The sequence below is a fragment of the Burkholderia sp. ABCPW 11 genome (assembly GCF_001523445.1).
Taxonomy (GTDB): domain Bacteria; phylum Pseudomonadota; class Gammaproteobacteria; order Burkholderiales; family Burkholderiaceae; genus Burkholderia.
The window spans coordinates 28,339-49,972 of sequence record NZ_LOVM01000039.1 but is presented as its reverse complement, the minus strand read 5'-3'; the positions used below and the strand labels follow the sequence as shown (position 1 = coordinate 49,972).

19 protein-coding genes are annotated in these 21,634 nt (G+C 67.7%); 12 read left to right on the top strand and 7 right to left on the bottom strand.

Annotated elements, in window-relative coordinates:
- Positions 1-81 precede the first annotated feature (81 nt).
- Both WS61_RS17330 and WS61_RS17325 read left to right on the top strand, forming a co-directional pair.
- Positions 82-1,473 carry an MFS transporter gene (locus tag WS61_RS17330; RefSeq protein WP_059501802.1) on the top strand — a complete coding sequence of 464 codons (1,392 nt, stop codon included), beginning with the start codon at positions 82-84 and terminating at the stop codon, positions 1,471-1,473.
- 550 nt (positions 1,474-2,023) lie between these two features.
- A complete protein-coding gene (locus WS61_RS17325; protein WP_059501800.1) occupies positions 2,024-2,929 on the top strand; it encodes a helix-turn-helix transcriptional regulator in 906 nt (301 codons plus the stop codon).
- Here the strand turns inward: WS61_RS17325 and WS61_RS17320 are convergent.
- The 3 genes from WS61_RS17320 to WS61_RS17310 all read right to left on the bottom strand — a co-directional run bounded on the left by WS61_RS17320 (position 2,916) and on the right by WS61_RS17310 (position 5,098).
- Positions 2,916-3,350, bottom strand: a complete 435-nt coding sequence (locus WS61_RS17320) for a GNAT family N-acetyltransferase (protein ID WP_034205594.1) — start codon at positions 3,348-3,350, stop codon at positions 2,916-2,918. The genes WS61_RS17325 and WS61_RS17320 overlap by 14 nt on opposite strands.
- Before the next feature lie 195 nt (positions 3,351-3,545).
- A complete protein-coding gene (locus WS61_RS17315; RefSeq protein WP_059501798.1) occupies positions 3,546-3,746 on the bottom strand; it encodes a hypothetical protein in 201 nt (66 codons plus the stop codon).
- Between the two features lie 32 nt (positions 3,747-3,778).
- On the bottom strand, positions 3,779-5,098 hold the full coding sequence (locus WS61_RS17310) for a DUF3422 family protein (RefSeq protein WP_059501797.1): 1,320 nt from the start codon (positions 5,096-5,098) through the stop codon (positions 3,779-3,781).
- 161 nt (positions 5,099-5,259) lie between these two features.
- Between WS61_RS17310 and WS61_RS17305 the strand changes: the two genes are divergently transcribed.
- Positions 5,260-6,135 (top strand): LysR family transcriptional regulator, encoded by an 876-nt coding sequence (locus tag WS61_RS17305; protein ID WP_034205597.1) that lies wholly within the window; start codon positions 5,260-5,262, stop codon positions 6,133-6,135.
- A 27-nt stretch (positions 6,136-6,162) separates the two neighbouring features.
- On the opposite strand, the gene WS61_RS17300 is transcribed toward WS61_RS17305, so the two are convergent.
- Entirely contained in the window at positions 6,163-6,729 is a 567-nt protein-coding gene (locus tag WS61_RS17300) for a hypothetical protein (RefSeq protein ID WP_034205598.1), read from the bottom strand.
- Between the two features lie 378 nt (positions 6,730-7,107).
- The gene (locus tag WS61_RS17295; protein WP_257127283.1) at positions 7,108-8,121 is read right to left on the bottom strand and encodes a LysR family transcriptional regulator; all 1,014 of its coding nucleotides are present in this window, start codon (positions 8,119-8,121) and stop codon (positions 7,108-7,110) included.
- Positions 8,122-8,447: 326 nt separating this feature from the next.
- Here WS61_RS17295 and fae point away from each other — a divergent pair, with 326 nt between their 5' ends.
- From fae to WS61_RS17275, 4 genes are all read left to right on the top strand, one after another.
- Complete coding sequence (gene fae, locus WS61_RS17290; protein WP_059501795.1) at positions 8,448-8,972, top strand: formaldehyde-activating enzyme; 525 nt, start codon at positions 8,448-8,450, stop codon at positions 8,970-8,972.
- Positions 8,973-9,023: 51 nt separating this feature from the next.
- Positions 9,024-10,046: an aldo/keto reductase gene (locus WS61_RS17285; protein ID WP_059501793.1), complete on the top strand. Its 1,023-nt coding sequence runs from the start codon at positions 9,024-9,026 to the stop codon at positions 10,044-10,046.
- Positions 10,047-10,068: 22 nt separating this feature from the next.
- Positions 10,069-11,520: an NAD-dependent succinate-semialdehyde dehydrogenase gene (locus WS61_RS17280; RefSeq protein ID WP_059501791.1), complete on the top strand. Its 1,452-nt coding sequence runs from the start codon at positions 10,069-10,071 to the stop codon at positions 11,518-11,520.
- A 109-nt stretch (positions 11,521-11,629) separates the two neighbouring features.
- Positions 11,630-13,003, top strand: a complete 1,374-nt coding sequence (locus WS61_RS17275) for an MFS transporter (protein WP_059501789.1) — start codon at positions 11,630-11,632, stop codon at positions 13,001-13,003.
- 131 nt (positions 13,004-13,134) lie between these two features.
- On the opposite strand, the gene WS61_RS35680 is transcribed toward WS61_RS17275, so the two are convergent.
- Together WS61_RS35680 and WS61_RS17265 are read right to left on the bottom strand one after the other, a co-directional pair.
- A complete protein-coding gene (locus WS61_RS35680; protein WP_257127282.1) occupies positions 13,135-13,341 on the bottom strand; it encodes a hypothetical protein in 207 nt (68 codons plus the stop codon).
- Between the two features lie 58 nt (positions 13,342-13,399).
- Entirely contained in the window at positions 13,400-14,305 is a 906-nt protein-coding gene (locus WS61_RS17265; protein WP_059501787.1) for a LysR substrate-binding domain-containing protein, read from the bottom strand.
- Between the two features lie 220 nt (positions 14,306-14,525).
- Between WS61_RS17265 and WS61_RS17260 the strand changes: the two genes are divergently transcribed.
- The 5 genes from WS61_RS17260 (at position 14,526) to WS61_RS17240 (ending at position 21,568) form a co-directional block, all read left to right on the top strand.
- Positions 14,526-15,464, top strand: a complete 939-nt coding sequence (locus WS61_RS17260) for a LysR substrate-binding domain-containing protein (protein ID WP_059501785.1) — start codon at positions 14,526-14,528, stop codon at positions 15,462-15,464.
- 344 nt (positions 15,465-15,808) lie between these two features.
- Positions 15,809-17,233 carry an aldehyde dehydrogenase gene (gene aldA / locus WS61_RS17255; RefSeq protein ID WP_059501783.1) on the top strand — a complete coding sequence of 475 codons (1,425 nt, stop codon included), beginning with the start codon at positions 15,809-15,811 and terminating at the stop codon, positions 17,231-17,233.
- Positions 17,234-17,344: 111 nt separating this feature from the next.
- Positions 17,345-18,670, top strand: coding sequence for an MFS transporter (locus WS61_RS17250; RefSeq protein WP_179949685.1), 1,326 nt, complete (start codon positions 17,345-17,347; stop codon positions 18,668-18,670).
- Entirely contained in the window at positions 18,667-19,884 is a 1,218-nt protein-coding gene (locus WS61_RS17245) for a mandelate racemase/muconate lactonizing enzyme family protein (protein WP_059501781.1), read from the top strand. Before WS61_RS17250 ends, WS61_RS17245 begins: the two co-directional genes overlap by 4 nt.
- A 16-nt stretch (positions 19,885-19,900) precedes the next feature.
- The gene (locus WS61_RS17240) at positions 19,901-21,568 is read left to right on the top strand and encodes a GMC family oxidoreductase (protein WP_059501779.1); all 1,668 of its coding nucleotides are present in this window, start codon (positions 19,901-19,903) and stop codon (positions 21,566-21,568) included.
- Positions 21,569-21,634 lie beyond the last annotated feature (66 nt).

Sequence of the window (21,634 nt, the reverse complement as noted above, 5' to 3'; positions counted from 1 at the left end):
GCCGCCAACCGGCAAAGCAGCGCGCCAAACGGCGCGCCACCACTGAAGTTTGAAGCAAATCGAAGATATAAGGAGACGACCGTGGCCCAATCCGCGTCACGCACCCATGCCACCCCGAACGCGCGGCCGTCCGCGCACACCGGTTCCTCATCGGAATCCGCCGCCCGCGCGACCGTGGCCGCGGCCCCCGCCGCGCCGCCGAGCCGCAAGCGGCTGCTGATCCTCGCGCTGCTGTTCGTCACCGTCGTGATCAACTATCTCGACCGCAGCAACCTGTCGATCGCGGCGCCCGAGCTGTTCAAGGCGCTGAACATCGATCCGGTCCGCGCGGGCCTCGTGTTCTCCGCGTTCGGCTGGACCTATGCGCTGATGCAGATTCCGGGCGGCTGGCTCGTCGACAAGGTGTCGCCGCGCGTACTGTATGCGGGTGCGCTCGCGCTGTGGTCCGCCGCGACGCTGCTGCTCGGTTTCGCCGGTTCGTTCGTCGGGCTGATCGTGCTGCGTCTTGCGGTCGGCGCGCTGGAAGCGCCGGCCTACCCGATCAACAACCGCGTGGTGACGACGTGGTTCCCGACCCGCGAGCGCGCAAGCGCGATCGGCGGCTACACGTCGGGGCAATTCGTCGGCCTCGCGTTCCTCACACCGGTGCTCGCATGGCTGCAAGCGCGTCTCGGCTGGCACATGGTGTTCGTCGCGACCGGCCTCGCCGGCATCGCGTGGGCCGCGATCTGGTACGCGGTGTATCGCGAGCCGCGCGCGTTTCGCGGCGTCAATGCGGCCGAAATCGCGCTGATCCGCGACGGCGGCGGGCTCGTCGATCTCGAGGACCGCGTCGCGGCGCGCAGCGAACGCAGCCCGTCGACGTGGCGCGACCTCGGCGTCGTGCTCGGCCGGCGCAAGCTGTGGGGCATCTACGTCGGCCAGTTCGCGCTGAATTCGACGCTGTGGTTCTTCCTCACGTGGTTTCCGACCTATCTCGTCAAGTATCGCGGGATGGACTTCATCAAGTCGGGCTTCCTCGCGTCGCTGCCGTTCCTCGCCGCGTTCGTCGGCGTGCTCTGCTCGGGCGTGCTGTCGGACTGGCTGATGCGGCGTGGCGCCTCGCAAGGCTTCGCGCGCAAGCTGCCGATCATCTCGGGGCTGCTGATCTCGACCTGCATCATCGGCGCGAACTACGTGAGCTCCACCGGCTGGGTGATCGCGTTCATGACGATCGCCTTTTTCGGCAACGGCTTCGCGTCGATCACGTGGTCGCTCGTGTCGGGGCTCGCGCCCGCGCGGCTGCTCGGCCTCACGGGCGGCGTATTCAACCTGATCGGCAACCTGTCCGCGATCGCGACGCCGATCGTGATCGGGCTGCTGGTCGACGGCGCTGACTTCTCGCGCGCGATCACCTACATCGCCGCGATGGCGCTCGCGGGCAGCCTGTCGTACGGGCTGCTCGTCGGCAAGGTGGAGCGCATCGACGCATGAACGCACGAGGGCGGCGCATGTGCGCCGCCCTGCTCGATCGCTGCTTCCGTGCGGCGCTGCAACCGCCGAAACCCATCGCGTGCGATGGTCGTGAGGATAGCCGACTGCACAGTCGGCGACGCGCATGTATCGGTATCGATGCCGACGATCCGCACGTTGCCCGCCGGCCGCTTGCGCTCCTCCGAAGTCGCGCGTCTTGACTTGGCCCATGCATGCGCGCGGCGGCAGGTCGTCCGTGCTCGGGGAAGTCGTCGGAACCGTATGTCGCTCGATTGAAAACGGTAGGGGCACGGTTCCTCGCTTACACTGCTCCCGCATGCCCGCTTCGGAATGACCCGCGACGTTTTACGGGGCGAGCGGATCGGCAGACGCCTGCCGGTATTTCCCCCTGATGACGTCCGTCGCGGCAAGCGCTAGAATCCAGCCGCTTCAAGGCCCGCTTCCGCTGACGACGGGCTTGCGGGCGGCCGTTCCGATGCCCGGCCCCACACAGGCTTTTTTCGTATCGGCGGAACGTGCATCATGGGCGGAACAGGCCCTCGTTAACCGCATGCTGCTCAACGTGAACGCCTCCCACCGCGACGACGATCGCTTCAACGTATCGTTCAAGACATTGGGCGAGCTGATCGAGACGGTCGGCACGCCGCATTTCGTGCCGCGCCTTACGCAACTGCTGAACGACATCGTGCCGCTCGACGTCGCGCACGTCGAACGTTCGCGCGTCGACGGCACGATGCCCACCGGCTACCGTTGCGAATGGATCGGCAGCAGCGGCATCGGCGCCGCGTCCGCCGACATCTCCGACGTGATGACGCTCTACTACGAGCGCTTTCTCGACAGCGACCCGCTGTTCGCGGGGCTGCGCGGCAAGACGGGCACGATGCTCGTCGTGCGCGACATCGCGGCGATTCCGCCCGGCGAATTCCGCCAGCGGCTGTTCGACGACGTGCATATCGGGCATGAATGCGTGCTCGCGCGCGGCACGCGTTATTCGCAGCATTCGATCGCACTGGAGCGCGGCCGCGATCGGCCGCCGTTCACGCTCGCCGAGATGAACCGCTTCCGCAGCATCAGCGACATGCTGTTTCCGCTGCTCGAACTGCATGCGTCGACCACCGCCGCGCGGCGCATCGCGCACGCGACGCCCGACGTCCATCCGCTCGCGCAATTCGATGCGCGGCTCGCGGCCGACGGCGTGAAGCTGTCGAAACGTGAATACGAAACCTGCAAGCACCTGCTCTCCGGCAAGACCGTGCCGGAAACCGCCGGGATTCTCGGCGTGCGCGTCGCGTCGGCCGAGTCGTACGTGAAGCGCGCATTCGCGAAGCTCGGCGTGCGCACGAAGCGCGAACTCGCCGCGTGGGGCTCGGCTACCGCCGCACTCCCCGTCGCCGGCGCGCGTACCGGGTCGCATAGCGATCGGGCGGGCTGCCCGCTGCCGCTCAAAGCACCTTGACCATGAACACGCGCGCCGCGCCTTCCGGCTCGCACGGCACTTCGCCGAACGTCTCGTAACCGTGCTTCCGGTAGAAATCCGGCGCCTGGAACGAGATCGTGTACAGCACCGCACGCGCGCAACCGCGCCGCTTCGCTTCCGCTTCCGCCTCGCGCAGCAGCCGGCTGCCGAAGCCGCCGCCGCGCAGCGAGTCGGGCAGATAGAACAGGTCGATGAAGAACAGGCCAAGCGACGTCCGGCCGGTGAGGCCGCCCAATACCTCGCCGGTCGCGGAGTCGGTCACGTAGATGTCGAGCGCGGATGCATCGGCGCGCCCCGTCATCGCATGGTTGAATTCGCCGAGCTTGCGGCTGATGAAGTCTCGGGCGGCCGGTTGACCGGTATCGGTCAATTGCAGGGTGACGTCGGGATGGGGTGTCATCGGGCGAACGCGTGAGTGAATGGATCGCCGGGCGTGCGGCACCCGCGGCGGGCATCGCACGACTATAGCGCGACGTCATGCGCTCACGCCACCGCGAACGCCATCGCCAGCGCCGTCGTCAGGCCGGGACGACCACACCGTTTCACTCGAACGCAACGCCCGCGCTACGTCGATACGACGCGCAGGAAACGCGCGTCAGTTGTACCCGAGGATCGCCACCGCCGCGACCTCCGGCCGATCGATCGTCCCGCCGACGAGCGACGTCGTCGGCTCCTGCAGCACGGCCTGATACGAGCTCACGCGCACGTCTTCCGGTGCGCCGGTTTCATCCTGGGCCGGTTCATCGAAGGCATCGATACCGCTGAAGCATGCGTGTTGCGTTTGCACGAAAGTCATCTCCACTCCTTTGCTTTGATATGTCGTCTGTTCTAGCCGGCCCGCTTCAACGCGACCGCATGCACGGGCTCCCCACCATGCGCCGCCTCGGACCGCGCAAGCTGCGCGCGCGTGCGCCGCGTGATGTGGATCACCGCGAACACGACCGGCGCGATCAGCAGCCCTTCCGCCAGCTCCGGATCGACCGGCAGGTTCATCACGTGCAGTGCCTTGAACGCCGCCGTCGCGAGCGACAGCACGTAGTACGAAATGGCGGCCACCGACAGCCCTTCGACCGCGTGCTGCAAATGAAGCTGGTTGCGCGCGGTGCGCTCCATGCCGGCCAGCAGCCGCGTGACGTCCTTTTCCTGTGCGAGATTCACGCGGGTGCGCAGCAGGTCGACCGCACGCGCGATCCGCGCGGCGATCTGTTCGTGGCGCGCCCATACGCTGCGGCACGTTTCCATCGCCGGCGCGAAGCGCCGTTCCATGAATTCGGCGATCGTCGGCATCCCTTCGATACGCTCCTCGCGCAACTCCTGGATGCGCGCCAGCACGAGCTTTTCGTATGCGCGCGACGCGCTGAAGCGCGCCCCCGATCCCGACAACGATTCGACCCGCACCGCGAGATGCGTGAGCTTGACCAGCAGCGCCGCGTCGTCGCCGTCGGCGCCGCTCGCGTCCATCCGCTGCATCAACGCATGCAGCGCCGCGTGAATCTCGTCGAGCTCGCGGCTCATCCGGCGCGCGACCGGCAGCGCAAGCAGCGCCATCATCCGGTACGTCTCGATTTCGTACAGACGCTGCAACAGCCGGCCGCCCTGCTCCTCGCGGAAATCCTCGTCGACGACGAGAAAGCGCATGAAGCCGTCGTCGCGCACGTGCCAGTCGCAGAACACCTTGCCGCCACCGAGCACGCGACTGCCGACGAGCACAGGCCCGTCGATCCAGCGCCGCAGATCGCCGCACGCGAGCCGCGCGGCGTCGCCCGACAGCAGCTCCATCCGCACCGCGACGAAGCGGATGCCGGCCAGCCGCGCGAACCACGCGGCCGGGATGCCGGCGATCGCGACATCGTCGAAATAGCCGGTGTCGCGACGCGGCGCGACGAACGTGAAGGTCGAGAATTCGGTATGGCGCTCCCACTTCAGGTGCCAGCCGCACGGCGAGCGCACCGCGTAGTGCGTCGCGCCTTCATGCGGCGCGTCGATGCCCGTGTCGCGGCACAGCGCGTGCAGCAGCGTCTCGTGGATGTCGGGCTGGCCGTCAGCATAGATCGCGTAATGCGTGAGCGACACCGCTTCGGCGAGCCGCAGGAACGGCCGGGCATGCAATTCCGCGGCCAGTGCGGCGCGCAACGGATGGTCCATCATCGATTCACCACGCTTTCCTGTTCAGTCCCGCACGCCGGATCGTCCGGCCCGAGCGCCGCGCCATGCTCGGGCGATGCGCAAACGTGATGGCACTATGGCAGACACGCAGCAACAATAAAAACGCATAATGCTGATCGTTACGTTCAGTTTTCCTGATACCCATGAAGATGCTCGATCACGACGTACTGGCCACCGTCGTCGCCGTCGCGGAAACCGGCAACATGACCCGCGCGGCCGAGGCCGTGAACCGCTCGCAGTCGGCGGTGAGCATGCAGATCAAGAGCCTGGAAGATGCAATCGGCCGACCGCTGTTCGTGCGCAAGCCGCGCAGCATCGTGCTGACGCGCGAGGGCGAGGTGCTGCTGGGATTCGCCAGACGAATGCTGGCGCTACGTGACGAGGCATGGGCGGCCGTGGTGCGGCCGGAGGTGACCGGCAAGGTCGTGATCGGCGTGCCGGACGACTATGCCTCGTCGCTGCTGCCGTCGGTGCTGAAGAAATTCTCCGCGACCTATCCGAAGGTCGAGATCCAGGTGATGGGGCTGCCGAGCAGCGCGCTTGCGCCGCTGATCAAGGAGGGCACCGTCGATCTCGTATGCGGGACGCGCATCAAGGGGCTCACCGGCGACTTCATCCGCCACGAGCCGATGGCATGGGCGGCGATGACGAACGGGCCGCGCGTCTGGGAGGAACGGCCGTTGCCGATCGCGGTGTTCATGCCGGGCAGCGTCGCGCGCGAGAACGCGATCCGCAGCCTCGAACGCGCGAAAGTGCCGTACCGCACGTCGTATGAAAGCCCGAGCCTGCTCGGGCTGCTCAGCATGGTCGAAGCCGGCCTCGCGGTCGCACCGCTCGCGCGCTGCGCGATTCCCGCGCAACTGTCGATGCTCGGCCGCTCGCACGGGTTGCCCGACCTGCCGCCGCTCGAGCTGATCCTCGCGCGCAGCACCAAGTCGAAACGGCCGCCGTGCGACTTCCTCGCGGAACAATTGATGGAAGACCTGCAACGGCAGACCGGACAGGCCGGCGACGCCTGAGCCTGGCGGCGCCCGCTCGCCGCGGCGTCACCCGTGGGCACTCGCGCCATGCGCGGCCACGCCCAGCGCCGCATTGACGATGCCGGCCACCGTATCGACGAGCGCTTCCAGCGTGTCGCCGTGCACGTGCCGCCCTGCCGGCGGAACGCGCTCGCTGCGCCGGCCGCCCCACTGCGAACCGGCCGTGACCGACAGCGTCGCGCTGAAGCGTTGGCCGTGCCGCCGGCCGAAGATGCCGATGCGCCGCTCGGCGACGTAAGCCTGTTCGGGAAGAAACAATCGGATTTCGACCGCCACTTGATCGGGGTCGGCCGCGCACGCGTGCGCATCGAGCGCCGGCGCGAATACTTTGACGATGCGGAACGTCACGTGGGAATCCCACGCGGCGAGCGGCCCGCCGGCCGCATCGACGCGCTCGGCGTCGACCGACCATTGATGGCGATCGGGCACGCGAATCGCTTGGCGCAGCAGCACGTCCGCCGCGCGAACCGTCACCATCAACTGCCGGGCAAGCTGCCTGCCCGACGGCAACGCCGCGGCATGCGCGCGACGGGCAGCCGGGCGCGCAATACGCACTTCTTCCGTAAGGTACATGGGCCCTCCCTGTTCGGGGTAGCGCCGCGTTCGACGCAGCGCACAAACGGCCGCCGTCGCCGGCCGGGGGACAGCACGGCGGCCGGCAAATCGGCGGCGGATTAACCGAGCAATCGCCGTTCCCGGCTCGGCGAGCGCGAGCCGCGACCCGCAACCGGCGCGCGAACGGCCATCGGCGACATCGGGCGGGGAAAGGGATAAACGAAGGTCATCGGCACCGACGGAAGCCGTCCCCGCTGTTCGACACGTCCCCAGCTTAGAAAAGACCGTATCAACGCCGTGCAAAAAAACGGGGTAGCCGTGCAAAAAACGGCATGCGCGCCGGGATGGCGCCCCGCGCGCCATGCCGGCGGCATCGCCCGCGTCGCGGGCGCCGCGTTACGCGAACGCCGCGAGCGACGCGCGCCGCCGCTCGTCGACCATCGATTCGATCAGCGAGACGAGATCGTCGGTCAGCGGATCGCAGATGCCGGGCGAGCGATGCAGTTCGAGATCGGCCGCCGGCAGCGGCGGCAGCCCGTCCGCCTCGTCGAGCACGCGCCAGTTCTCGGGCAGCGTGCAGCGATCGATCATCGTCACGGCCGCGCCGTGGTTCACCGCGATCTTGATGCCGGTCGGGCTCTGGCTCGTATAGACGACGTGATACGTCCGCTCGGCCGTCGCGAGCGCCTGCAGCCCGTGTTGCCGGTAGCAGCACGTCTCGGGAAACAGCGCGAGCGGCACTGACGCATCCGGCTCGAGCGCGAAATCGCGATGCGCGGCCCACACGACGTCGTGACGGCCGAGCAGCCGCCCACCGGCGTTCGGTCCGTGCCGCACGACGAGCGCGACGTCGAGCTCGCCGGCCTGCAGCCGCTCGATCAGTTCGAGCGACGTGCGGCAATGCACGTGCATGCGTGCGCCCGGCCGCAGCGCATAGAACGACTTCAGCAGGTCGGGCAGCCACAGCTCCGCGTAGTCCTCCGGCAGCCCGAAGCGCACGATGCCGCGATCGCTGCTCGCCTGCTTCAGCGCACGGATCGCGTCGTTCTGCACCTGGATGATCCGCCGCGCGTGGATCAGGAAATTCTCGCCGTCGCGCGACAGCTCGAGCCGCCGGCTGTTGCGCATGAACAGGTGCGTGTCGAGCCGCTCCTCCAGCGTGCGGATGCGCAGGCTGATCGTCGACTGCGTGCGATGCAGTTGCCGGGCCGCCGAGGTGAAGCCGCCGCTTTCGACGACCGCGACGAACGCGCGGATCAGCTCCGGGTCGAGCGACGTCAGTTTCGACCAGTCGGGCTTCGAGAAAACGCCGGGCCGCCCCGGGCTCTCCACTCCGGACGAGGCGCCCAGGAGCGCGGGCTCCACCCGGGGGGGCTGGCGCAGCGCGCCAGATTTCTCAATGGCAGCCATCGGAATTACTCGCTTTCGAAAATGGAAGGGAACACGAAAGATAGGGCTCGGAGTACGCCGATTGTTGTCCGGATGCACGCGGCCCTCCAACCCCTGCCCGGGTATGACAAACCCGGAGCCGGTACGCGGGCGCCCCTTCGCCGCCGGTGCGCCGCCGCTCGTCGCGACGGCCGCCGCGGGCCGCCCGGCGGGCGGCCGCGTGCCGGGCTCGGGGCTTTCCCGGAGACGACGAAAACTCATACCTCGATCAGGAAACATCGATTCACCGGCCGCATCGCGGCCCACCACAATCGCCTCACACCCAACCTCATGGACGAGACATTGCAATGACCGCATCCCAATCCAGGCAGCTTTACATCGGCGAAGGCTTCGAAGGCCCCGGCGTCAACCTCGCGCACATCAACGTGCTGGTCGGCCCGCGCAACGGCCCGGCGGGCCAGGCGTTCGCGACCGCGCTCGCGACGCCGTCGGCCGGCCATGCGCCGTTCGTCGTGATCGCGCAGCCGGGCGTACCGACCAAGCCGCTCACGCTGTACGTGAACAAGGCGCAGATCGCCGGCGACTTCCACGGCAATGCCACGTGGGGCGCGTCGCAGGCCGGCATCGCGAAGGCCGTGGCCGAAGCGCTCGAGAACGGCACGCTGCCGCCCGAAGCGGAGAACGACTGGGTCGTCGTGTCGGCGAACTGGGTGAACCCGCAGACCGACGATCTCGATGCCGTGTTCGAGAACAACTACCGCGCATGCCGCAACGCGATCGTCGCGGCGATGGAAGGACTGCCGCATCGCGACGCGGTGTTCGCCGCCGCACGCGACGTGTCGAATCCGTTCTACACGCCGAAAAAGAACTGACGGAACCGACAACGACAACGCGCGGCCGGCCAGGCCGCATCAGGAGGAAGCATGGAATACGTCCGCCTCGGCCAGTCCGGCCTGAAGGTGTCCCGCCTGTGTCTGGGCACGATGAACATGGGCACGCCCGAGTGGAAGCCGTGGATCTTCGACGAAGCGCAGAGCGAGCCGATCGTGCGCCGCGCGCTCGATGCCGGCGTCAACTTCATCGATCTCGCGGATTTCTATTCGACGGGCGTCGGCGAGGAAGTGGTGGGCCGCATCCTGAAGCGCAACGCGCGCCGCGAGGAGCTCGTCGTGACGACCAAGGTCGGCTACGACATGGGTAGCGACCCGAATGCCGGCGGCCATTCGCGCAAGCACGTGCTCGACGGCATCGACGGGTCGCTCAAGCGTCTCGGGATGGATTACGTCGACATCTTCATGCTGCATTTCTTCGACGTGAACACGCCCGTCGAGGAAACGATGAGCACGCTGCACGACATCGTGCGCGCGGGCAAGGCACGCTACATCGGCGTGTCGACGATGTACACGTGGCAGTTCGCGAAGATCATGCAGGCCTGCGAACGAAACGGCTGGGACAAGCCGATCAACATGCAGCTGCAGCTCAATCTCGCGTATCGCGAGGAAGAGCGCGAGATGGTGCCGTACTGCATCGACCAAGGTGTCGGCGTCTCGGTGTTCAGCCCGCTTGCGCGCGGCCTGCTGACCTGCGAGCCGCAATCGACGCGCAACCAGACCGACTTCTTCACCGCGCAGATGTACGGCGACGCGTCGTCGCTCGCGATCGCCGCGTCGGTCGCGAAGGTCGCGAAGCGGCGCGGCGTGCCGCCCGCGCAGATCGCGCAGGCGTGGGTGCTGAGCCGTCCCGGCGTCGCGAGCATGCTGGTCGGCGCGGATTCCGTCGCGCAGTTCGACAGCGCGCTCGGTGCGCTCGAAACACGGCTCACCGAAGAGGAACTGCACGAACTGGAACGCAACTACACGCCGTGCGACCTGATCAACGACTACACGGCCGGCAAGCGCATCGCGCGCGAGCCGCGCCCGGCGCAGGGCAGTTTCGCGGCAGACTGAAGCACTGAAGGAACGACATACGATGAACGAATTTCTGAGGACCGGCCATTACATCGGCGGCGAATGGCACGAATCGCATGGCGCGAGCGACGCGACCTATCCGGTGCTGAACCCGGCGACCGGCGAGATGATCGCGAAGGTCGCGAAAGGCGGCGCCGACGACACGCAGCGTGCGATCGACGCGGCCGCCCGCGCGTTTCCCGCATGGCGCGCACTGACCGCGAAGGAGCGCGGCGCACGCGTGAAGCGCTGGGGCGAGCTGATGCTCGAACACCGCGATGCGCTCGCCGAGCTGCTGACGCGCGAACAGGGCAAGCCGCTCGCGGAAGCGCGCGGCGAAGTGGCCTACGCGGCCAGCTTTCTCGAATGGTTCGCGGAAGAGGCGAAGCGCATGTACGGCGACGTGATCCCGAGCCCGAAGCCGAATGCGCAGATCGTCGTCACGCGCGAGCCGGTCGGCGTCGTCGCGGCGATCACGCCGTGGAATTTCCCGCTCGCGATGATCACGCGCAAGGCCGGCCCGGCGCTCGCGGCCGGCTGCACGATGGTGCTCAAGCCGTCCGAGGAAACGCCGCTGTCGGCGTTCGCGCTCGCGGTGCTCGCCGAGCGGGCGGGCGTGCCGGCCGGCGTGTTCAACGTGGTGTCGGGCGACGCGGTCGCGATCGGCGAGACGCTGACGAGCTCACCCGTCGTACGCAAGCTGTCGTTCACGGGCTCGACGCGGGTCGGCAAGCTGCTCGCGAAGCAGTCGGCCGACACGCTGAAGAAGCTGTCGCTCGAACTCGGCGGCAACGCGCCGTTCATCGTGTTCGACGACGCCGATCTCGATGCGGCGGTCGACGGCGCGATCGCGTCGAAGTTCCGCAACACCGGCCAGACCTGCGTGTGCGTGAACCGCTTCCTCGTGCAGGACGGCGTGTACGACGCGTTCACGCACAAGCTCGCGGACGCCGTGCGCAAGCTGCGGGTCGGCAACGCGCTCGCGGGCGAAGTCGACCAGGGCCCGCTGATCAACGAAGCGGCGCTCGGCAAGGTCGAGCAGCACGTCGCCGACGCCACCGCGAAAGGCGCGAACGTGCTCACCGGCGGCAAGCGCCACGCGCTCGGCGGCACTTTCTACGAGCCCACCGTGCTGACCGGCATGACGCCCGACATGCTGATCGCCGAAGAGGAAACCTTCGGCCCCGTCGCCGGCTGCTTCCGCTTCACGACCGAGGATGAAGCCGTCGCCGCGGCCAACGACACGCCGTTCGGGCTGTCCGCGTATTTCTACACGCGCGACCTCGGCCGTGCATGGCGTGTGGCGGGCGCGCTGGAAAGCGGGATGGTCGGCGTCAACGACGGGATCATCTCGACCGAAGTCGCGCCGTTCGGCGGCGTCAAGCAATCGGGGCTCGGTCGCGAAGGCTCGAAGTACGGCCTCGACGAATACGTGGAGCTCAAGTACACGCTGATGGCCGGCCTCGGCCGCTGAGCGCTGCCCGGCCGCCGCCCGGCGGACGGCTCGCGCCGCACGGTCGCGCGACGACGTCGGTTCGTCGCGCACCGCTTGCGACGACACACATAACAATCCAGGAGGCTGCTTGAATCAAGCCAACGTTCAATCCGGCACCGCACGCGCGCTGCCACTGTCGCGCGGCGCCGATGTGCCGCACCGCCCCATCGCGCTCGACGACGTGCCGCTCAACCGCTTCCACGTGAAGATCGCCGGCCTGACGTTCGGCGCGCATTTCACCGAGGGCTACACGCTCGGCACGATCGGCTATGCGCTCGCCGCGCTCGGCAAGCAGATGCCGATCGACGCGTTCTGGATGGGGATGATCGGCAGCTCCGCACTGATCGGCATCTTCTTCGGCAGCCTCGTATTCGGCTGGCTGTCCGACCGGATGGGCCGGCAGAAGATCTTCCTGACGAGCTTCGTGATCATCACCGCGGCTGCGTTTGCGCAGTTCTTCGTGAGCTCGCCGCTCGAACTGTGCGTGCTGCGCGTGCTGATCGGCTTCGGGATGGGCGGCGACTTCACGGTCGGCCACGCGATTCTCGCCGAATTTTCGCCGCGCAAGCATCGCGGTGCGTTGCTCGGTTCGTTCAGCGTGATCTGGACGATCGGCTATGTCGCCGCGAACGTGCTCGGCCTCGCGTACAGCGATGCCGCGCCCGATGCATGGCGCTGGCTGCTCGCGTCGGCCGCGCTGCCTGCGCTGGTCGTGCTGGTGTTGCGCATCGGCACACCCGAATCGCCGCGCTGGCTGCTCGGCAAGGGCCGCGAGCGCGAGGCGCGCGCGATCGTCGCGAAGCATTTCGGGCCGCACGTGGTGCTCGACGGCTCGGCCGAACCGCATGCGAATACGGGCTTTGCGCGCTTGTTCCGGCGCGACCTGATCCGCCGGACGGTCTTCAACTGCGCGTTCTTCGTGTGTCTCGTGATTCCGTACTTCGCGATCTACACGTTCCTGCCGACGATCCTGAAGACGATCGGTCTCGCCGAAGGTTTCGGCGCCGATCTCCTGCTGAACGGCTTCCTCGTGCTCGGCGCGCTGATCGGGATCTGGCTGACGATCCGGTTGTCGCGCCGCGGCTTCCTGATCGGCTCGTTCGCGGTGACGTGCGCGTCGCTCGTCGCGCTGGCGGTGCTGCCGTCGTCGGCGGCCGTTGCGATGATCGTCGCGTTCGCGATCTTCACGCTGACGATGTCGGCGTTCAGCAATCTCGTCGGCGTGTTTCCGCCCGAATGCTTCCCGACCGAGGTGCGTGCGAGCGGCGTGGGCCTCGCGATCGCATGCAGCCGGCTCGGTTCGGCGATTGGCACGTTCCTTCTGCCGGTCGGCATCGCGACGCTCGGCTTTCACGCGACGATGTTCGCGCTGGCCGGTGTGCTGCTGGTCGGGATGATCGTGTCGATCGCGTGGGCGCCGGAGACCAAGCACCTGACGCTGGAAGAGGCGGCGGGGCATTGAGGCGAGCGACGCGCCGACGGCAGGAGGCACGGCATCGCGATACGCAACGAAGGAACCCGGCCATGGCCGGATTCCTTCGTTTGTAACGCGTACTTTGCCACTGACGAAAAAGCTGGAAACCGCCGCTCGGCTCAGAACAGAATGCTCGTGCAGTCCCGCGCGCCGTGCAGTACGTGAAGCACGTCGATCTGCACGGAGGGATCGCCTTTGACCCGATAGAAGATCTGAAACTTGCCGTATCCGCGATGCCGCACGCCGTGGGCTGTGGCGCACCGGCCGATTCGGATGTTCAGGCTTATCTCGATAGTTCGGGCAGGCTGACCTTCGCCGTCACTCATCCGAGGTTGATTCGATCCGAAAACCGGATATCCGTCGTCAACCTTTCGTACCCGCCCGTCAGCTGCGTCTCAACGGCGACGTCGTCCCCTCCCCCTTCCTCGCCGCCTGCTCCCGCAGCCACGCGGCAAACGCGATCACCGGCTCGACCGCGACGCTCTCCGGCGCGATATCGAGCCAATAGCCGAACGGCCCGATCGGCTGCACCGGCGACAGCCGCACGAGGCTGCCTTCGGCGATCTCCTCCTCGATCATCGTGAGGTCGACCACGGCAAGCCCAGCGCCCTTGCGCGCCGCCCGGATCGCCTGTTCGAGCGTCGAGAACTCGATGCCGTCGCCGATTCGTTCGGGCGCGATGCCGGCCTGCTCGCACCAGTCGGCCCACAGCGTCAGGCGCCGGCCCTCGTGCAGCACGTGCAGCGACGGCAGCCGGCCGAGCAGCGCATCGAGCGTGTCGCCTCGGTAGCGCGGCGCGCCGACCAGCGCATGCCGCTCCATCATCAGCAGCTCCGAATGCATGCCCGGCCGCGCCGCACGCCCGAAGCGGACATGACAATCGCAATCGTCGGCCGGCTCGGTGCGAATCGACAGCTCGACGTCGGGCAGCGCCTCCGCGAGCGTGCCGAGCCGCGGCGAGAACCACTGCGTGGCGAACGTCGGCGGCAGCGATATCGTCAGGCGCCGCTTCGCGCCCGGCCGCGTCGCGGCGATTTCGCCGACGCCGCGCTCGATCGTGTCGAACGCCTGCCCGATGAACGGCAGCAACCGCTGGCCGGCGTCGGTCAGGCGCACGCCCTTGTGATCGCGCTCGAACAGGCGTGCGCCGAGCGCTTCCTCGAGCAGCCGGATCTGCCGGCTCACCGCGCCTTGCGTCACGCACAGCGACACCGCCGCGCGATTGAAGCTCAGGTGACGCGCGGTCTCCTCGAAAAATCGCAGCGCGATCAACGATGGCAGGCGTCGCATGATGTGTGTCCCCTTCGTTCGTATCGTTCGTATGGTTGCCGGCCGGCGCCGCCGGCCATTCCGCGGGCAGCTTTATCGCAGAAAAGCGCGCCGGCCGTCATGCCGTGAAAACCCCGAGGCCCGGCGCCTTTCACCCCGTCATTCATCGCCCCGCCGTGCCAAGCTCCCGCCTACAATAAGCATCCCGCACCAAACACGACATTGCCCCGTGAGACGCAAGATGCCGGCGCTGAATGCGCTGAAAGCCTTCGAGATGGCCGGCCGCACCGGCAGCTTCACGCGCGCGGCCGAACTGCTCAACGTGACGCAGAGCGCGGTGAGCCGGCAGGTCCGCCAGCTCGAAGGCCAGCTCGGCGAAACCCTGCTCGAGCGCCGCCATCACCAGCTCGAACTGACGGCGGCCGGCCGCGTGCTGCTGCGCGCGCTGCAGCAATCGTTCGACAAGATCGAGTTGACGGTGCGCAGCCTGCAGGAAAAAACCCACCTGAACCGTCTGCGCGCGAACGTGCCGCCCACCTTCGCCGCGCGCTGGCTGATGCCGCGCCTCGGCCGGCTGCGCGATGCGCATCCCGAGTTCGAGCTGAGCCTCACGACGCGCATCCACGACAGCCTCGGCGAATCCCGCGTGCTCGACTGCGCGATCCGGTTCGGCGACGGCGAATGGGACGGCTTCGACAACGCGCTGCTGATGCAGGAGCAGCATATCGCCGTCTGTGCGCCCGCGCTGTATGCGCGGCTGCGGCAGGAAGGCGCGCCGATCGACCTGAATCGCTTCACGCTGCTGCACGTGCTCGCGACCGACGACCAGCGCTACCTGACCTGGCAGCACTGGCTGAAGGCCGCCGGCATCGCCGACGTCGACACGCGCGGCGGCTACGAATTCGACCTGCTCGACCATGCGATCCGCGCGGCGATCGACGGCCTCGGGATCACCATCGCCGACCGTCACATGGTCGCGCGCGAACTCGCGGCCGGGCAGTTGATGCAGGTGCTCAACGTGCACGTCGACGGCCACCAGTCGTACTGGTTCGTCACGCGACCCGAGCAGACGAATCTGCCGCACATCGTGCAGTTCCGCGACTGGCTGCAGCAGGAAGTATGGCTCGCGAAACGCCACCTCGAACCGTCGTCGCCGCTGCCGCAAGTGCCGCTGGCCTGAGATCGGCCCGAGCCGCCGTCCGCGGTCCGCCCTCCGCCTCCGCCTCCGCCTCCGCCTCCGCCTCCGGGCGGCGATACCTTACCGGCTCCCGAGCCCGTCCGCACTCGGACCAGTCGGAAAATACCCGAAGGCCCACGCCTGCGCCACGCGCCGCACCAGCCGTCATCGCCTTGCCCGACGGGCGATTCCGGCCGACTCGTCGAGTAACGTGCGTTTTTCTCATGGTCGACGCAAAAATAAGTCGTTTGTCGTGCGCTAAACGCATGAACAGAATGACTCCGTCCCGTGCCACGCGTGTCGCCACCCGAAGCGATCCGCCGGGCATCCATCGGAGGAGTCACTTCATGCGCACCGAACGCAACTACGTGAACGGCCGTTTCGTCGCCCCGGAAAGCGACACGTTCATCGTCGTCCACAATCCCGCCACCGAAGCACCGTTCGCGCGCGTGCCGGCCGCGACGCCGGCCGACACGCTCGCTGCCGTCGACGCCGCAGCCGCCGCGCAAAGGGCGTGGCGCACGCTGCCGAGCGCCGAGCGCGCCGCGTACCTGCACCGCTTCGCCGACGCGCTGACCGCGCGCGCGCCCGAAATCGGCGCGGCGCTCGCACAGGAATCCGGCAAGAGCGTCGAGGACGCATCGAACGAAGCCGTCTACGCCGGGCAGATCACGCGTTACCACGCCGAGTGGGCACGCCGGATCGAGGGCGAGATCATTCCGAGCGATACGCCCGACGAGAACCTGTTCCTGCAGCGCGAGCCGATCGGCGTCGTCGCGTGCCTGATTCCGTTCAACTATCCCGTGTACACGCTGCTGCGCAAGGTCGCGCCCGCGCTGATCGCCGGCAACACCGTGGTCGTGCGGCCGAGCAACCACACGCCGGTGTCGGCGTTCGAGATCGCGAAGGCCGTCGACGAGGCCGGCTTCCCGCCGGGCGTCGTCAACATCCTGACGATGGACCATGCGACGGCCGAAGCGCTGTGCACGCATCCGGCGGTCGGGATGATCACGCTGACCGGCAGCGTGAACGCGGGCCGCAAGGTGCTCGACTACTGCAAGGCGAACATCGCGAAGCCGTCGCTCGAACTCGGCGGCAAGACGCCCGCGATCATCGAGCCCGATGCCGATCTCGAACGCGCGGCCGCCGCGCTCGTCGCATCGAAGACGACGCATTGCGGCCAGCTGTGCACGGCGATCGAACGCGTGTACGTGCACGACAGCGTGCACGACCGCTTCGTCGCGTTGCTGAAGGACAAGATGGCCGCCGTGCGCAGCGGCGACCGCGCGCAAGACGCCACGCGGATGGGCCCGCTCGTCAGTGCGGCCGCGCGCGCACACATCCACGGGATGGTCGAACGCGCGGTCGCGGCAGGTGCGACGCTCGAAACCGGCGGCACGATCCCCGACGGGCCCGGTTTCTTCTACCCGGCCACGCTGCTGACGAACTGCCGGCAGGACATGGAGATCGTGCAGGAGGAAACCTTCGGCCCGGTCATGCCGGTGCTGCGCTACACGACGCTCGACGAGGCCATCGGCTTCGCGAACGATCACCAGTTCGGCCTGTCGTCGGTGCTCTACACCGAGCGCTATCGCACCGCGATGACCGTCGCGAACGCGATCGAGGCGGGCGAGCTGTACGTGAACCGCACGCCGGCCGATCCGTATCAGGGCTTCCATGCCGGCTGGAAGCGCTCGGGCCTCGGCGGCGACGACGGCAAGCACGGCATGCTCGAATTCACGCAGACGCGCCTCGTCGTCATGAAGTATTGACGCCGCCGCGCCGGCGCACCGTCGCCGGCGCGCGCACCGCCCCTGATCCGATCCGACACAAAACAAATCTGCAGACCTCCGAACCGCGGAAGTCTGATGGAGGAAGACATCATGCCGACCCAACCGTCGACGCCCGCCGCGTCGCTCGCGTTGCACGACGACGCCCACGCGTCACAACATTCGCGCTCGCAACGCTACCTGCAACTGCTGCTGCTCGTGATTGCCGCGGGCGCGATCTATCCAATGCTGTATCTGCGGCAGGTGTATCAGCCGACGATGCTGCAGTTCTTCCGGATCGACGACGTGCAGCTCGGCTACCTGTACTCGTCGCTCGGCACGATCTTTCTCGTCAGCTACCTGCCGAGCGGCTGGCTCGCCGACCGGCTGTCGCCGCGCTGGCTGATCTGCTTCTCGCTGCTCGCGACGGGCGCGCTCGGGCTGATCTACGCGACCGGGCCGTCGTTCGACACGCTCGTGGCGATCTTCGCCGGCTGGGGGCTGACGACCGGCCTCACGTTCTGGGCGGCCGTGATCAAGCGCGTGAACATGATCGCGGGCCGCGACGAACAGGGCCGCTTCTTCGGGTTGCTCGACGGCGGCCGCGGGCTCGTCGAGGCGCTGCTCGCGACGATCGCGATCACGCTGTTCGCCTACGTGACGCACACGCACGGCGGCACCGATGCGGCCGGCTTCAAGCTCGTGGTGCACCTGTACGCGTTCTGCTGCATCGGGCTCGGCGTGGTGCTCGCGCTGGTGAAGGATCCGGCGCGCACCGACGACCGTGCGGCCGCCATCAAGCGCGCCGCCAAGGGCAACGTCCTGAGCGACCTGAAAACGCTCGCGGCGATCCCCGAGCTGTGGCTCGTCGCCGCGATCGTGTTCTGCGGCTACCAGGTGTTCTGGGCGACCTACAGCTTCTCGGCGTACCTGCACGAAGGCAATTTCGGGCTCAGCGCGACGGCGGCCGGCTTCATCACGACGCTCAAGCTGTGGATGCGCCCCGTCGGCGGCATCGGCGGCGGCTTCCTTGGCGACCGCGTGTCGAAAGTGTCCGTGCTGTTCTGGGCGCTCGTGCTCGCCGCGCTGTCGCTGGTCGGGCTGATCGCGGCGCCCGCGCACAGCCCGCAGGCGATGCTCGTCGTGCTCGTGCTGTTCATCGGCATCCTCACTTACGCGATCCGAGGCCTGTACTGGTCGCTGCTCGACGACTGCAAGGTGCCGACGCACTGCGCGGGCCTCGCGATCGGCCTGATCTCGGTACTCGGCTATTCGCCCGACGTGTTCGTGCCGCTGATCAATGGCTACGTGACGCAGACCTGGCCGGGCGCGCACGGCTACCAGCTCTATTTCGGCTATATCGCGGCCGTGGCGCTCTGCGGAGCGAGCGCCGCCGCGTTCCTCAAAATCCGCCTCAACCGCATTCAGGAGTCCGCATGAAGATCGTCTCGCTCGAAACCCATATCGTCGCCGTGCCGCCGCCGCACATCGGCGGCATGTACTGGATCTTCGTGAAACTGAAGACCGACGACGGCATCGAAGGCGTCGGCGAGATCTATTCGGCGACGTTCCACCCGAAGGCGATGGGCCCGATCATCGACGACGTGTTCGACCGCTACCTGCTGAACCACGACCCGCACCACGTCGAGCGGCTGTTCCGCCACGCGTATTCGAGCGGCTTCACGCAGCGGCCGGACCTGACGATGATGGGCGTGGTCAGCGGCCTCGAAATGGCGTGCTGGGACATCGTCGGCAAGGCAGCCGGCAAGCCCGTGTACGAACTGCTCGGCGGCAGGATCCACGAACGGCTGCGCTCGTACACGTATCTGTATCCGAAGAACGCGCGCGGCGAATACGACTACGACGATCCCGACCTTGCCGCCGAATGCGCCGCCGAGAACGTGAAGCACGGCTTCACGGCCGTCAAGTTCGATCCGGCCGGCCCGTACACCGCCTATTCCGGCCACCAGCTGTCGCTCGAAGTCCTCGACCGCTGCGAACTGTTCTGCCGGCGCGTACGCGAAGCCGTCGGCAGCAAGGCCGACCTGCTGTTCGGCACGCATGGGCAGATGGTGCCGTCGTCGGCGATCCGGCTCGCGAAGCGGCTCGAAAAGTACGACCCGTTGTGGTTCGAGGAGCCCGTGCCGCCCGGGCAGGAAGAAGCGATCGCCGAAGTCGCGAAGCACACGTCGATTCCGATCGCGACCGGCGAGCGCCTGACGACCAAGTACGAATTCCACAAGCTGCTGCAGGCGGGCGGCGCATCGATCCTGCAACTGAACGTCGCGCGCGTGGGCGGCCTGCTCGAAGCGAAGAAGATCGCGACGCTCGCGGAAGTGCACTACGCGCAGATCGCGCCGCACCTGTACAACGGGCCGGTGGGGGCGGCCGCAAGCATCCAGCTCGCGACCTGCACGCCGAACTTCCTGATCCAGGAAAGCATCATGACGTGGGGCGGTTTCCATTCGGAAGTCGTGAAGACGCCGATCCGCTGGGAAGACGGCTACATCGTTCCGTCGAACGAGCCGGGCCTCGGCATCGAACTGAACATGGACGTCGTGAAGCGCCACACGCCGTACACGGGCGAGCGACTGCACCTGCAGATGGGGGAGAAGCCCGTCGACGTGAAGGACCTCGCCCCGGCGAAGGGCTAAGCGCAGAGGAAACGACATGACCTACGACTACATCATCGTCGGCGCGGGCTCGGCCGGCTGCATCCTCGCGAATCGCCTGAGCGAATCGGGCCGGCACTCGGTGCTGCTGCTCGAAGCGGGCGAGCGCGACGCGTCGTTCTGGTTCAAGGTACCGGTCGGCTTCACGAAGACCTACTACAACCGCCGCTACAACTGGATGTACTACAGCGAGCCCGAAGCGCAGCTCGCCGACCGCAAGCTGTACTGCCCGCGCGGCAAGGTGGTCGGCGGATCGGGCTCGATCAACGCGATGGTCTACGTGCGCGGCCAGCGCAGCGACTACGACGACTGGGCGAGGGCCGGCAATCCGGGCTGGGCGTACGACGACGTGCTGCCGTACTTCCGCAAGCTCGAAACCCACGCGGCCGGCGCGACCGATCCGCAGCATCACGGCGCGACGGGGCCGATCCACATCACGTCGATGAAGGCCGACGTGCATCCGATCGTCCACGAGTTCCTGAAAGGCTGCGGGCAGCTGAACCTGCCGCGCACCGACGATTTCAACGGCGCGCAGTTCGAAGGCGCGGGCATCTACGACCTGAACACGAAGCACGGCGAACGCTGTTCGAGCAGCTTCGCGTACCTGCGGCCCGCGCTGGGTCGTGCGAACCTCACGCTGCGTGCCGGCGTGCTCGTGCGGCGCGTGACGTTCGACGGCACGCGTGCAACCGGCGTGGTCGTCGCCGGCGAGCACGGCGACGAAACGCTCGTCGCCGCGCGCGAGGTGATTCTCGCCGCCGGCGCGGTCGATACGCCGAAGCTGCTGCAACTGTCGGGGGTCGGCGATCCGGCGCTGCTCGCGCGCCGGCGCGTGCCGCTCGTGCATGCGCTGCCGGCCGTCGGCCGCAACCTGCAGGATCACCTGTGCGTGAGCTTCTACTTCAAGGCGAACCGGCCAACGCTGAACGACGAGATGGGCACGCTGCTCGGCAAGATGAGGATCGGGCTGCGCTACCTGCTGACGAAGCGCGGCCCGCTCGCGATGAGCGTGAACCAGGCCGGCGGCTTCTTCCGCGGGTCGGGCGACGCGCACGAACCGAACCTGCAGCTCTACTTCAACCCGCTGTCGTACCGGATCCCGAAGAGCGAGCGCGCGAGCATCAAGCCCGAGCCGTATTCGGGCTTCCTGATCGCGTTCAACCCGTGCCGGCCGACGAGCCGCGGCACGATCGAGATCGCGTCGAACCGCGCGGAGGATGCCGCGAGGATCCACATCAACGCGCTGACCACGCAGAAGGATCTCGACGAAGCCGTGCAGGGCAGCAAGCTGATCCGTGCGCTGATGCGCGCGCCAGCGTTGAAATCGATGACCGTCGAGGAAATCTCGCCGGGCCCGCAAGTCGATTCCGATGAAGCGATGCTGCAATACTTCCGCGAGCAGTCGGGTTCGATCTACCACCTGTGTGGCTCGTGCGCGATGGGTCCCGATGCGGCGACATCCGTCGTCGATGCGTCGCTGCGCGTGCACGGGCTGCAGGCGCTGCGGATCGTCGATGCGTCGGTGTTTCCGAACATCACGTCGGGCAACATCAACGCGCCGACGATGATGGTCGCGGAGAAAGGGGCCGACCTGATTCTGGCCGACGCGCGGCGCGGCGAGACGGCCGGCGCGCGCGAAGGCGAACGGGAAACCGTCGCGCCCTGATCCCGCGAACGGGGCCCGCGCGGTCCCCTGCTCTCCCCGGCCGCCGCGGCGGCCCTGCCGGCGGCA

Excerpts from the sequence above, each read along its gene's own strand:
- WS61_RS17325 (WP_059501800.1), top strand. The coding sequence starts at position 2,024 with ATGCTGCTCAACGTGAACGCCTCCCACCGCGACGACGATCGCTTCAAC.
- WS61_RS17320 (WP_034205594.1), bottom strand. The coding sequence starts at position 3,350 with ATGACACCCCATCCCGACGTCACCCTGCAATTGACCGATACCGGTCAA.
- WS61_RS17315 (WP_059501798.1), bottom strand. The coding sequence starts at position 3,746 with ATGACTTTCGTGCAAACGCAACACGCATGCTTCAGCGGTATCGATGCC.
- WS61_RS17310 (WP_059501797.1), bottom strand. The coding sequence starts at position 5,098 with ATGATGGACCATCCGTTGCGCGCCGCACTGGCCGCGGAATTGCATGCC.
- WS61_RS17305 (WP_034205597.1), top strand. The coding sequence starts at position 5,260 with ATGAAGATGCTCGATCACGACGTACTGGCCACCGTCGTCGCCGTCGCG.
- WS61_RS17300 (WP_034205598.1), bottom strand. The coding sequence starts at position 6,729 with ATGTACCTTACGGAAGAAGTGCGTATTGCGCGCCCGGCTGCCCGTCGC.
- WS61_RS17295 (WP_257127283.1), bottom strand. The coding sequence starts at position 8,121 with ATGGCTGCCATTGAGAAATCTGGCGCGCTGCGCCAGCCCCCCCGGGTG.
- fae (WP_059501795.1), top strand. The coding sequence starts at position 8,448 with ATGACCGCATCCCAATCCAGGCAGCTTTACATCGGCGAAGGCTTCGAA.
- WS61_RS17285 (WP_059501793.1), top strand. The coding sequence starts at position 9,024 with ATGGAATACGTCCGCCTCGGCCAGTCCGGCCTGAAGGTGTCCCGCCTG.
- WS61_RS17280 (WP_059501791.1), top strand. The coding sequence starts at position 10,069 with ATGAACGAATTTCTGAGGACCGGCCATTACATCGGCGGCGAATGGCAC.
- WS61_RS35680 (WP_257127282.1), bottom strand. The coding sequence starts at position 13,341 with ATGAGTGACGGCGAAGGTCAGCCTGCCCGAACTATCGAGATAAGCCTG.
- WS61_RS17265 (WP_059501787.1), bottom strand. The coding sequence starts at position 14,305 with ATGCGACGCCTGCCATCGTTGATCGCGCTGCGATTTTTCGAGGAGACC.
- WS61_RS17260 (WP_059501785.1), top strand. The coding sequence starts at position 14,526 with ATGCCGGCGCTGAATGCGCTGAAAGCCTTCGAGATGGCCGGCCGCACC.
- aldA (WP_059501783.1), top strand. The coding sequence starts at position 15,809 with ATGCGCACCGAACGCAACTACGTGAACGGCCGTTTCGTCGCCCCGGAA.
- WS61_RS17250 (WP_179949685.1), top strand. The coding sequence starts at position 17,345 with ATGCCGACCCAACCGTCGACGCCCGCCGCGTCGCTCGCGTTGCACGAC.
- WS61_RS17245 (WP_059501781.1), top strand. The coding sequence starts at position 18,667 with ATGAAGATCGTCTCGCTCGAAACCCATATCGTCGCCGTGCCGCCGCCG.
- WS61_RS17240 (WP_059501779.1), top strand. The coding sequence starts at position 19,901 with ATGACCTACGACTACATCATCGTCGGCGCGGGCTCGGCCGGCTGCATC.